The organism is Ruegeria sp. C10 (genome assembly GCF_056537805.1).
Window position 1 is genome coordinate 282,162 of sequence record NZ_JBQFSC010000002.1, and the last position, 12,431, is coordinate 294,592.

Annotated in this window: 10 protein-coding genes and 1 pseudogene; 8 read left to right on the forward strand and 3 right to left on the reverse strand. The window is 56.0% G+C overall.

Going from position 1 to position 12,431, the window contains the following annotated elements; all coding sequences use genetic code 11:
• Window positions 1–7 precede the first annotated feature (7 nt).
• From ACR0DE_RS09765 to ACR0DE_RS09785, 5 genes and pseudogenes are all read left to right on the forward strand, one after another.
• Window positions 8–1,204, forward strand: a complete 1,197-nt coding sequence (locus ACR0DE_RS09765) for a malate--CoA ligase subunit beta (RefSeq protein ID WP_170396612.1) — start codon at window positions 8–10, stop codon at window positions 1,202–1,204.
• Window positions 1,204–2,094: a succinate--CoA ligase subunit alpha gene (gene sucD, locus ACR0DE_RS09770; protein WP_170424786.1), complete on the forward strand. Its 891-nt coding sequence runs from the start codon at window positions 1,204–1,206 to the stop codon at window positions 2,092–2,094. The genes ACR0DE_RS09765 and sucD overlap by 1 nt, the downstream gene beginning before the upstream one ends.
• Window positions 2,094–3,065 (forward strand): 2-hydroxyacid dehydrogenase, encoded by a 972-nt coding sequence (locus ACR0DE_RS09775; RefSeq protein WP_480753779.1) that lies wholly within the window; start codon window positions 2,094–2,096, stop codon window positions 3,063–3,065. The genes sucD and ACR0DE_RS09775 overlap by 1 nt, the downstream gene beginning before the upstream one ends.
• Window positions 3,066–3,093: 28 nt before the next feature.
• Window positions 3,094–4,071 (forward strand): HpcH/HpaI aldolase/citrate lyase family protein, encoded by a 978-nt coding sequence (locus tag ACR0DE_RS09780; RefSeq protein ID WP_480752902.1) that lies wholly within the window; start codon window positions 3,094–3,096, stop codon window positions 4,069–4,071.
• Between the two features lie 1,046 nt (window positions 4,072–5,117).
• Window positions 5,118–5,684, forward strand: a pseudogene (locus tag ACR0DE_RS09785) (Gfo/Idh/MocA family oxidoreductase); the annotation flags it as partial.
• Window positions 5,685–6,026: 342 nt separating this feature from the next.
• On the opposite strand, the gene ACR0DE_RS09790 reads toward ACR0DE_RS09785, so the two are convergent.
• From ACR0DE_RS09790 to ACR0DE_RS09800, 3 genes are all read right to left on the reverse strand, one after another.
• Complete coding sequence (locus tag ACR0DE_RS09790) at window positions 6,027–7,706, reverse strand: BCCT family transporter (RefSeq protein WP_170566031.1); 1,680 nt, start codon at window positions 7,704–7,706, stop codon at window positions 6,027–6,029.
• Window positions 7,707–7,733: 27 nt separating this feature from the next.
• Complete coding sequence (locus ACR0DE_RS09795; protein WP_480752905.1) at window positions 7,734–8,792, reverse strand: FAD-binding oxidoreductase; 1,059 nt, start codon at window positions 8,790–8,792, stop codon at window positions 7,734–7,736.
• A 78-nt stretch (window positions 8,793–8,870) separates the two neighbouring features.
• A complete protein-coding gene (locus tag ACR0DE_RS09800) occupies window positions 8,871–9,746 on the reverse strand; it encodes a LysR family transcriptional regulator (protein WP_170566036.1) in 876 nt (291 codons plus the stop codon).
• A 125-nt stretch (window positions 9,747–9,871) separates the two neighbouring features.
• Between ACR0DE_RS09800 and ACR0DE_RS09805 the strand changes: the two genes are divergently transcribed.
• The 3 genes from ACR0DE_RS09805 to ACR0DE_RS09815 all read left to right on the forward strand — a co-directional run bounded on the left by ACR0DE_RS09805 (window position 9,872) and on the right by ACR0DE_RS09815 (window position 12,422).
• The gene (locus tag ACR0DE_RS09805) at window positions 9,872–10,954 is read left to right on the forward strand and encodes an amidohydrolase family protein (RefSeq protein ID WP_170817893.1); all 1,083 of its coding nucleotides are present in this window, start codon (window positions 9,872–9,874) and stop codon (window positions 10,952–10,954) included.
• A gap of 17 nt (window positions 10,955–10,971) precedes the next feature.
• Window positions 10,972–11,325 (forward strand): Rieske (2Fe-2S) protein, encoded by a 354-nt coding sequence (locus ACR0DE_RS09810; RefSeq protein ID WP_170396629.1) that lies wholly within the window; start codon window positions 10,972–10,974, stop codon window positions 11,323–11,325.
• A gap of 692 nt (window positions 11,326–12,017) precedes the next feature.
• Window positions 12,018–12,422, forward strand: coding sequence for a hypothetical protein (locus tag ACR0DE_RS09815; protein WP_480752908.1), 405 nt, complete (start codon window positions 12,018–12,020; stop codon window positions 12,420–12,422).
• Window positions 12,423–12,431: the final 9 nt, after the last annotated feature.

A 12,431-nucleotide genomic window follows, 5' to 3' on the forward strand; every position in this document is an offset into this window, starting at 1 on the left:
AATGCAGATGGATATCCATGAATATCAGGCGAAAGAACTTCTTTCGAATTTCGGCGTCGAGGTCCCTTCGGGGGCTTTGGCCTACAGCCCCGAGCAAGCGGCATATCGCGCGCGTGAGTTGGGTGGTGACAAGTGGGTCATTAAGGCGCAAGTCCATGCCGGCGGGCGTGGAAAGGCCGGTGGTGTAAAGCTGTGCAACTCGGAAAGCGAAATATACGAGGCTTGTGACGAGATGTTTGGCCGCAAGCTGGTGACGCACCAGACCGGCCCCGAGGGCAAAGGCATCTACCGCGTCTATGTGGAGGCCGCCGTACCGATTGATCGCGAGATTTATCTGGGCTTTGTGCTGGATCGGTCCAGTCAGCGGGTGATGATCGTGGCCTCTTCGGAAGGTGGGATGGAGATCGAAGAAATCTCATCTGAGCGCCCCGACAGTATCGTACGCTCAATCGTTGAACCTGCCGTTGGACTGCAGGAGTTTCAGGCCCGCGAAATAGCGTTTAATCTGGGGCTGGAACCTCGCCTAATTCAACACATGGTCCGTACCCTGCAGGGTTGCTATGCTGCGTTCAGCGAGCTGGACGCGACTATGGTCGAGATCAACCCGCTGGTCATCACTGGTGACGACCGTGTGCTGGCGTTGGACGCGAAGATGAGCTTTGACGACAATGCTCTGTTTCGCCATCCGCAGGTTGCTGAATTGCGAGACAAAAGTCAGGAAGACCCGCGCGAAAGCCGCGCGGCGGATCGCGGTCTGTCTTATGTCGGACTGGACGGCAATATCGGCTGTATCGTGAACGGTGCCGGTTTGGCCATGGCCACGATGGACACCATCAAGCTGGCTGGGGGTGAACCTGCGAACTTTCTGGACATCGGTGGCGGTGCCTCGCCCGAGCGGGTGGCCAAAGCATTCCGACTGGTACTGTCCGATGACAACGTTCAGGCGGTGCTGGTCAATATCTTCGCAGGCATCAACCGCTGTGACTGGGTGGCCGAGGGCGTAGTACAGGCGCTGCGCGAGTTGGAAATCGACCTGCCGGTCATCGTGCGTCTGGCGGGCACCAATGTCGAGGAAGGTCAGAAAATCCTGGCCAAATCGGGCCTGCCAATCATCCGCGCGACAACCCTTATGGAAGCCGCTGAACGCGCTGTGGGTGCATGGCGCAACGATCTGTCCCAAAACACCAAGATGAGGGCTGTGTAATGAGCATTCTTCTGGACCGCGACACCCGCGTCATCGTTCAGGGCATCACCGGACGCATGGCGCGCCTGCATACCAAGGATATGGTGCAATATGGCACCAACGTCGTTGGCGGCGTTGTTCCCGGCAAAGGCGGAGAGACCGTCGAAGGCGTACCCGTATTCGACACTGTCAAACAGGCGGTTGAGGCCACTGGCGCCGAGGCTAGCCTTGTCTTCGTGCCCCCTCCGTTCGCGGCGGATTCGATCATGGAGGCCGCAGATGCCGGTATTCGCTATTGCGTCTGTATCACCGACGGTATCCCCGCGCAGGACATGATCCGCGTAAAACGCTACATGTACCGCTATCCTAAGGACAAGCGCATGGTGCTGACCGGTCCGAACTGTGCCGGTACCATCAGCCCCGGCAAGGCGCTGCTGGGCATCATGCCGGGACATATCTACCTGCCGGGCACTGTGGGGATCATCGGACGCTCGGGCACGCTGGGTTATGAGGCTGCGGCGCAGTTGAAAGAGCGCGGCATCGGTGTCTCAACCAGCGTCGGCATTGGCGGCGATCCAATCAACGGCTCGTCCTTCCGCGATATCCTTGAGCGGTTCGAACAGGACGAAGACACCGAGGTCATAGCTATGATCGGCGAGATCGGTGGCCCTCAGGAAGCCGAGGCTGCAGAATATATCCGTGACCACGTCACCAAGCCTGTTGTGGCCTATGTCGCGGGTCTGACCGCGCCTAAGGGCCGGACCATGGGCCATGCTGGCGCGATCATCTCGGCCTTTGGCGAAAGCGCCAGCGAGAAGGTGGAAATCCTGTCGGCGGCTGGTGTGACGGTTGCTGAAAACCCCGCGGTGATCGGCGAGACTATCGCCCGTGTCATGGGAAAGGCTGCGTGATGGTCAAACCTTCGGTCCTTGTCACCCGTCGCTGGCCTGCCGCCGTCGAGGCGCAACTGGCCGAAAACTACAACGCCGTGCTGAATACCGGGGACAATCCGATGTCCCCGGCTGAACTCCGCGACGCGTTGAAGACATACGACGCGGTTCTGCCCACCGTCACCGACACGCTTAGCGCCGAGGCGCTGGACGTGGCCGCAGCTCAGACCAAGATTTTGGCCAATTACGGCGTCGGGTACAGCCATATCTGTGAACCGGCAGCCCGTGATCTGGGCATGACAGTGACTAACACGCCCGATGTTCTGTCTGAATGCACCGCTGATCTGGCCATGACCCTGCTTCTGATGGTCGCCCGTCGCGCCGGTGAGGGCGAGCGCGAGCTGCGCGCGGGCGGCTGGACCGGCTGGCGTCCGACCCATTTGGTCGGCACCAAGGTCAGCGGCAAGACGCTGGGCATCATCGGCTTTGGCCGCATCGGTCAGGAAATGGCCCGCCGCGCTCATCACGGTTTCGGCATGAAAATTCTCGTACAGAACCGCAGCACCGTGTCGCCAGACGTACTGAAGCAATTCAACGCCACGCAGGTCGAGACAGTGGACGATCTGTTACCGCAGTGCGATTTCGTCTCGCTGCATTGCCCCGGCGGGGCCGCGAACTGGCACCTGATCAACGGGCGCAGGCTGGACTTGATGAAACCCGACGCCTTCCTGATCAACACCGCGCGCGGTGAGGTGGTGGACGAGTGTGCTTTGGTACAGTCGCTGATGTTCGACACGATCGGCGGCGCTGCGCTGGATGTGTTCGACGGCGAGCCGCGCATCAACCCTGACCTGTTGCAATGCGACAACTTGGTGATGCTGCCGCATCTGGGCAGCGCAACAAAAGAATCGCGCGAAGCCATGGGCTTTCGCGTGCTGGACAATCTGGGCGACTTCTTCGCTGGTCGCCCACCCCGTGACCGCGTGATCTGACGCACCCTTCTTCAAAGGAGCAAAACCCATGAGCTTTTATGCCATCGAACAGGCCCCCGCGCGCCTGAACCGCAGCGAACTCGCCGTGCCGGGCAGCCAGCCCGGCATGTTCGAAAAAGCCGCGAAATCGGATGTGGACGTGATCTTCCTAGATCTCGAAGACGCGGTAGCCCCGGATGAAAAAGAGCAGGCCCGCAAGAACATCATTCAAGCCCTGAACGATATCGACTGGGGCAGCAAGACAATGTCGGTGCGCATCAACGGGCTGGATACGCATTACATGTATCGCGACGTTGTGGATGTAGTCGAACAAGCCGGTGCGCGGCTGGACCTGATCATGATCCCCAAGGTAGGCACAGCAGCAGATGTCTATGCCGTCGATATGATGGTCACGCAGATCGAAGACGCGATGGGTTATAAGAAACGCATCGGGTTCGAGCATATCATCGAGACCGCTCTGGGCATGCAGAATGTCAGCGAAATCGCGGCGGCCTCGAGCCGCAATGAGAGCCTGCACTTCGGTGTGGCGGACTATGCAGCCTCGACCCGCGCACGGACCACGATCATCGGTGGTGTGAACCCCGACTATTCGGTTCTGACCGACCCGGATGGCGATGCTGCGCGCGCGACCCATTGGGGCGATATGTGGCACTACGCGCTCGCCCGCATTGTTGTCGCCGCCCGTGCCAACGGCCTGCGTCCGATTGATGGTCCGTTCGGTGATTTCCAGGATCCTGAAGGCTATAAGGCAGCTGCCAAAAGGGCGGCGGTGTTGGGCTGCGAAGGCAAATGGGCCATCCATCCCAGCCAGATCGCTTTGGCGAACGAGGTCATGTCACCCAGCGATGCCGAAGTCACCAAGGCGCAGAGTATCCTCGTTGCTATGGCCGAGGCCGAGACCGCAGGTAAAGGTGCGGTGTCTCTGGATGGTCGTCTGATCGACTATGCCTCGATCCGCCAGGCGGAGGTCATGGTCGAAAAGGCTCGCCAGATCGCGGCAGCGTGATTTTAGCCCGCATTGGGCACTGAAGTAGGGGTGCGCGCGCTTGCCTCGGCAGGTCCGGGGCAGGCAACATCTGCAGACTTCGGTGGTCATTCAATCGATATGGCTGAAGTCTGCAACACAATACCCTGAACACTCACAGCCTTGCCTGAAAACGATGTTCTTCGGACCAAACCAGATAGGTTCTGTCGCAATCTACGATCCCAACTGTCGCTTGCAAGGTAGTTCTTTTGGCGGCGTTCGCAAAACAGACAGGAGCGGTATGTACTGATCTTACTCAAGGGAGCACATTTTCCTGATGAAGTGATCTTCCACGCGGTTTTCCACTACCTGCGTTAGCGTGTTTCTTGCCGGGACCCAGAAGAAACCATGTCGGAGCGGAGCGTAGTCTTGGACCACGCTGCACTGAACCGCCTTTTGAACGAGACCAATAGCAGACCGTCAACTGGATAATACTTTTCGCCAAACTGACGCTAGATCCGCCAAGGTCAATGGTCAAAAGATTGCAACGGGTCCCGTTACGACAGAACCGGCTTCTATAAAGTGGCAACGGCGCAAACGCGGTTTTGAACCATGTCAATTTTGACGACGACAGCAGGGGGCCAAGACGTTCAATCAGTGTCGCATGATAGGTATTAAGCCAGATGACCTAAGCCTCGGTCAAAAACTGAATCTGCAGCATGGTGGTTTGAACAGGGCACCATGTCAGGTTCGAAAACTGCATGAACCCGTCATCGACTCTTACGATCTCGAACAGGTTTTCGATCCGGACACCGAACTATTCGGGCACATAAGAGCCTGGTTCGCAAAGAAGGGCGATCTTGTGACCGAACCTGATGCCGAGTACGCGCATTCTGCGCTTCCGACAAGCGTCATCAGCTCATTTTATACTGACTCACAACTACACGGGTTATCCAATGGTTCGTCAGGCACGTGGCATGGTGCGTGCGGGCGAGTTGGGCAAGCTGCGGTTGGTGCAAGTGGAATATGCGCAATACTGGCTGGCCGTACCCACCGCATCGGACAACAAGTAGTCCGACCGGCGCACCGACCCAATTCGGTCCGGTGCTGGTGTAATTGGTGATATCGGTACTCACGCGTTCAATCTGGCACATTTTGTAACGGGCGAAGTGCCATCGCACCTTGCCGCCGACCTTTCAAGCTTGGTTCCGGGCCGCCAGGTGGACGACAACGCCCACGTCTTGATGCGCTATGCTAGTGGCGCGCGTGGAATGCTATGGGCCAGTCACGTGGCCGTGGGAAACGAAAACGGTCTGCGTTTGCGGGTTTATGGCGAACGTGGTGGTCTGGAGTGGTCACAGGAACACCCTAACCACCTACAATTCACCCGCTTTGGCCAACCTATGCAGCTCCTGACACGTGGATCAGGATCGGTGCTCCCGCAAGCCGCCCAACGAGCAACTCGTATCCCTCCGGGCCACCCTGAAGGATATTTGGAAGGCTTTGCAACCTTCTACGCCGAGGCCGCCGAACTGATCCGATGTGAGGATAAGGCGGACCACTTACTGCCCGGTCTTTGTGACGGTTTGTTGGGTATGGCGTTAATCTCAAGCGTACTGGCATCGGTCAAGACGAAGGCCGATGGTGCCGCATGAATGCATAAGGGTTCTACAGCGAAGCCTCCTGAAGTTCTAATAAATGCATCTGACCTGCGGTATAAAGTGGTCAGTTCTTTGAGCTTTTGAAAGGAACAGACTCCAAGCGTTAGCTGACCTTTACGGATCATGTGCGCGACCTCGATTGTCGGCAAAAAAGTGCGGGGCGATACTTGTAGTAAAGCGTCCACATTGGCCGACATTGTCGCAAACAACTTCAAACTGGAATACAGATTTGAATCAGTTTCAGTTTGCTCACACCTTTGATGGGTTGGCATTGAGGGCCAGACAGAAAATGGCCTCCGAAATACCGGAGGCCAATCAAAGATATTAGCTCAACCTCTACTCGGCCGGCATAGTCGTTGCGTCAGCTGAGATTGTTGTCGCGATGCCCGCTGCTTCGCGCCGCCCATCATTCCAGATTGCTTTGATCAGTGCGATGCACATCAACGCCATTACAATAGAGAAGGGCAGTGCACCTATCACCATTGCGGTCTGAATTGCTCCGGTACCACCTGAGACAAGCAAGCCCCCGACAACAAGTGCCAGAGCTGCGCCCCAGAACATGATGTGAGGCCTTGCCTTGGGACCTTCGTCGCCAGCTGCGTTGATCGTATTCACGATCAGCACGGCCGAGTCTGCAGACGTGACAAGGAAGGTCATCAGCAGGACAACGATCACAGCGGCCATTGCCCACGCCAATGCTTCTGCAATCGGAGCAAGCATGTGTTCTGTCATCGCGAAGATCTTGTCGCCGTTCGCCGCATCCAGGATGACGCCGTTTGCGTCTCCGTTCAGTTCCAGGTCGATTGCCGTGCCTCCGGCCCAGGCGAACCAGACAAAGCACATTAGTGCGGGAACAATCATCGCGCCCAACACGAACTCACGGATTGTCCGGCCTCTGGAAATCCGCGCCAGGAACAAACCGACGAAAGGTGCGAACGCGATCCACCACGCCCAATAGAAGACCGGCCACCAGCCTTGCCACTGCGCAAGAAGGAACGCTTCCGACCCTTCAACACCATCAGATGTGTATACGTTGAAGCTCAGCCATGGCAGCGCGACCACATAGTCCCATATGCCTACAAAAAACGCTTTGGCGCCAAAGAAGGTCGCTCCGAACAGGATGAAGAACCCCAGAAGGAAGATCGACAGGCCCATATTGATGTTCGAAAGCCATTTGATGCCCTTGCCAACACCGGACAGGGCCGACAAGGTCGACGCGCCCATGATGACAAGCAGAGCGACGACGATACCCAAGTTTGTCGCAGAACCATCGGGCTGTGCGAGGCCACCGATGCCGATGCGTGTGAGACCTGCAACGAACTGTTCAACACCGAAGCCGAGCGTCTGGGCTACCCCAAGAATAGTGGCGACAACGGCGACGATGTCGATCAGATGACCGAGGTTGCCCGACAGTGATTTACCAAACAGTGGGGTCAATGAGGAGCGGATCGTTAGCGGCAGTCCGCGACGATAGCTGAAGAAAGCAAGCGCCAAGCCAGCTATCGCATAGCATGCCCACGCCCCGAAACCCCAATGTAGGTATGACCAAACATACGCCGTTCGGACATTGTCTGCATCCAGTGCAGTCGTCACCCCCTGAATAACGGACGGATTGTTCTTGAAATGCGCGACAGGTTCGGCGACCGCCCAAGTTAACATTCCGACACCGATGCCCGCGCCAAACATCATCGAGAACCAGGAAAAGTTAGAGAACTCGGGTTTCTCGCCCTCTACGCCAAGTTTCATACGTCCTGCAGTTGGCCAGATGGCCAGCCCAATACAGACGATGACAAACCCGGTAACAACCCAGATATACCAGGCAGCAAACTGCGAAAGAATGGCGGCATTCCAATCGCCAAGAATTCTACCCGCCTGTGTTGGCCAGACTATGCACCAAACAACCAGCAGGCTGATGACGATCTTGCTGATCACCGTCACGTTGACGCTGAACCCCCGGTAAAAACCGTTGTCAGCGGTTTTTATCGGAAGTTCCGATAGTGGTGGTTTCATTGACATTTGTATTCCTCCCTTTGAATCTCCGCTTCACGCGTCGAGCGCGACCGGGCCTTTCGGCCAACTGCAACAGGCCAGCACATACCCTTGCTCGGTATCACCGGGTTGCAGGCCGCCCATGTCCTGCATCTCAACATCGCCCTGAGTGAGGCGCACTTTGCAGTTGCCGCAAACGCCCTGCTGGCAGGCCGAGTCGATCCAGACGCCTGCGTTCAGCGCAGCCTCTAGCAAGGTCTCGCCCTCGGCGGCATGTCCTTGCAGACCGCTGAGTGAGAAATAGACCTCGCCCCCCGTGCCGCTGCTTTCTTCGATAGTGATCTTTTCGCCAAAGCTTTCTTCGTGGACAGCGGCAAACGGAATGAAAGAAGCCACATCACGGGCTGCTTTCATGAACCCTTCGGGACCGCACATGAAAATGCTGCGCTCGGCGTGATCAGGCACAAGTCGCTGCAGCAGATCTGCCGATATCTGACCGATTTCACCCTCAAACCCATCATTCGCTTCATCCACAATGGTATGGATGGTCACGTTGGTGAAGCGTCGGTTCAAAAACTCAAGCTGGTCGCGGAAAATGATGTCCCTAGGCGATCGTGCGAAATGCACGAAAACGATGTCTTTCGGCAAGGTCACGTCGGTGACGTATTGCAGCATCGACATGACCGGGGTGACACCCGAGCCACCGGACAGGAACAATGGCTTATCGCTGGGGATATCCACCCAGTTGAAGCCACCGGTGATATCTGCAATCTCGATCTCTGTTCCGGGGACCATCTGATCGTTCAGATAGTTGGAAACAATCCCACCGGGCACGCGCTTGACGGTGACCTGAATGTTGTGGGGCCGGGTCGGCGTGGACGAGATCGAATAGGCGCGTACATGCTGCTTGCCCTCGATCTCGAAACAGAAGGTCACGTATTGGCCTGGTTTGAAGTCGAAGCTGCGGCTTTGCGTGTCTTCAAAGACGAAGGTCTTGCTGTCATGCGTTTCATCGATCACCGCTTTGCAGGTCAAAGTGGCAGGCCCACCTGCGTAGCAGGGTTGGTTGTTGGCTGAACTCAGGGAAAACGGACTGTCCGTCGCAACGAGCATCTTGCGGAAACCTCCAGAATAGGGTTCGCGCGAGGATAATGGTGCGAGGGGAGTGAAAAACGGTGCAGAATTGCGGTATCAATCGGTTAGAGCGATTGATCTGTGTTGGATTAGTTCTTTGAACAGGGTGACAGCTTGCGCCACCAGCGGGTCATGGCGTTTTCGAACGTGCACGATGGAATAGATGGGCTGTGGGATCACCGGTGCGTCAGTAACCTGTTGCAATGTTGGATACTCGGCACACAGACCCGGTGCGGCAAATCCGGGGAAATATGCCGTTCCGCCGTTGGCTTTTAGGAAATCCAAAGCCAGATCATTGCTGCCCACCAGGGTCGAGCTTTGCGGCTGATCCAAAAACGCCTCGTCATGCTGGCGGTCAAAATATGATGTGTAGGCCACCTGAATGTAGCGCGTCCATGGAACGTCCTCGATACGGTCACAATCGGTGGACAGCATTACATAGCTTTCGCTGCCCAATTCGCTGACAAACATGTCAGGCGCCCGCTGCGGGACAAAAACAATACCGATATCGGTCTCGCCGGTCAGAACATCCCGCTGTATCTGTTGTGAGAAATTCGCCTCGAGATACAGGTCAAGATACGGGTTTCTTTCCCTGACTGCCTTAGTCCAGTCTATCAGCACGGATCGGGCCAAACTGAACTGAACTGATATACGCAAGCGTTGCCTGTTGCCGCTGCCACCCGCCTCAACATCGCGTCGTGCCAGACTCCAAGCAGCCAGAAGTGACCGGCAATGGGTCTCAAAGCGGCGCCCGGCGGCCGTGGGTTCAGCCCCGCCGCGCCCCCGTTCGAACAGACGTGTGTCCAGCTCCTGCTCCAACTGACGGATGCGAGCGCTGACCGTGGATTGGGTCACATTCAGACGTTCGGCGGTGCGGTTGAAGTTCCGCGTTTCCAGAACATCCATGTAGGTCACTAAAAGCTGGCGATTCATTTAATCGGTAATCCCGATTGATAGGTGCGTTTCAATTGTATTTATTTGCCAAAGTTTCGCAGATATCAAGCATCGTTGAACAAGATGTAAGCCCGCCCTTTTGGCGCCAGCAACAGGAGAAGTTCATGTTCATCGTCGATTGCGACTGCCACAACTATTGGTGCAGCGCCACGGTTCTGGAACCCTACATGGAAGGTCTTTTCAAGGACATGTTCGTCCGGGGTGAACGCACCGGCCCACGTGGTGCATTCCCACATGGCCATCGTCCCTGGTTCCACCCCGAAGGATTTGCCCGCCATGACGTGAACCCGGTTGAGGAAGACGACAACTACTTGATAATGAAGGAAAAGCACCTCGATAAATACAATATCGACGTTGCGATCCTGACCGGCGACGAACCGATCGAAGCCTCAACGCTGGCCAACCCTTATTACGCCAATGCGCTGTGCAAAGCCTATAACGACTACATGATCGACTACTGGCTGCCCAAGGACGAGCGGTTCTGGGGCTCGATCGTGGTGGCACCGCAGGACCCGCATCTGGCCGCCGCTGAAATCCGCCGGGTTGGCGGCCACCCCCGTGTCGTTCAAGTTTTGGTGAGCCACGGTGCCGCGCGCCCTTATGGCGACCCGTTCTATCACCCGATCTATGAGGCTTGCGCCGAAATGGGCTTGCCATTCGCTATGCATCTCGGCGGACAGGGCGGCATCAACTCGACCCCCATCGGGGCCGGGCCTTCGACCTTCTTTTGGGAAACCCATGCGATCCTGCCACAGACGGCCATGACCCACATGGCCAGCTTGATCGCCCACGGCGTGTTTGAGAAATGGCCCGAGCTGAAGGTGGTGATCATCGAATGCGGCGTCGCATGGGTGCCATCGGTTCTGTGGCGTCTGGACGCGAACTATAAGGCACTGCGCAAGGAAACACCGTGGCTGAAGCGTCTGCCTTCCGAGTACTTCAAGTCGAACATCCGCATGTCGACTCAGCCACTGGAGCAGCCCGAGAATATCCAGCACCTGTGGGCCACTCTTGAGGCGATGGATGGTGAGAACACATTGATGTTCGCATCGGACTATCCGCATTGGGATTACGACGACGTCAACAAGTTGCACGTCCCGCCCGCATGGCGCGAGAAGATTTTTGGGCTCAATGCACTTGATGTCTATACCCGCCTGCCGCGCCCGATGGCGCATGCCGCCGAATAAAGAAGGAGACATCGACCATGGCAAACAAGTATTTCGCCTGCAAAACTGATGAAGTCCCCAGCGACGCGGCAAAGATCGTCACAGTTTCGAACATGCCCATCGGCGTTTTCAAACTCGACGACGGTTATCACGCTTTGCTCAACATCTGTCCTCACAAAGGTGCGGCCCTCTGCGAAGGCCCGGTCTGCGGTACGACCCGCCAAACGGACTCAACCGAATTTGTCTATGATCGCGCCGGTGAAATCGTCCGTTGCGCCTGGCACGGTTGGGAATTCGACATTCGCAGCGGTGAGTTTCTTGTGGACTCGTCCATTAAAACGAGACGCTTCGATGTATCAGTAGAGGGCAGTGATCTCTTCGTGCATCTGTAAGAAGCGGGTTTCACGACGAAGGTCAGAAATATTAGGCAGTTCAATCTTTCCTCCCAGCTGCCTGCGCTGGCATTGTCTAGGCATAGGCAATGCCAGTTTTATTTTTGAAACCGGAGATCTATCGCTGTGCTTTTCGTATTGGCTTGGAGGATGGCTATATGCACGTTCTGATTGGCCTACAGGAGGGCGCTCACCCTGGCCAGATATTCAATGAAAACAACTCATGGCTTGGCTAAGCCATTCTTAGCAGCGCCCAAAACTATTTGTTTGATTGGCTTCATGAGGCATTGGGCATTTGCCACTTTTATGTCCCAGAAAACAGCAGACCGCGTAAATAGCTGTTCAAGGCCTTCTTGAAAACCATTGGGCTCATGAGATTTTCAAACTAAGGAAATGCATTTGAGCCCATATTTTACACGCCAATTCAGGTCCATTCGCAATTATCCCGCCTCCTCTGATCTACTGCAGTATAGAGTATTCAACTACAGCGGATTTACGTCTCAGTAATTCAGGCCGAGCGACGCAGCCCATCGATTAAACGTTTCATTAAGAAGGCTTAATAATCAAACCCTTCCATAGGGTTTGCGCAATGGCTGCATACATAGTTTTCCGAGGAGTAATCAAGGGAGGTCGCTGAAATGAATGTTGTGAACACAACTCATTGGCCGTTCGGGTCAGAGGAGAGTTTCATCTTGTCGACCGAACCAGGCCTAGCTTCGCGAGGCGGCGTATCTAGTTCGATTGATCAAGTCGATTTGCCTTTTTTGAACCTCGATCCCCATGATCTCGAAGGGAAAGAAGATCTGCCGGATATCGAACTGCGCGGGTTTTGGGACGGGGTGATCGACAGCACGGTCAGCGCGTATCAAGTTGCTGGGTCTCACGAGGTTGAGTTCAATCTTTCGATGGTGAACCACGAGATCGCGACACGCGGAAGCGCCACGCTCATTTCCGAGCTGTACCATACACAGCAAGTCGCGCTTGAAACCATAAGCATGAATGGAACGGACATACCTGTTTCTTATGAGGCCCGGTCAGCCTTTGGATTTGAGGGCGTTCACATTAGTAGGCAGCACAGTTTCAGCATCTGTCTATAGCCAGCGAAC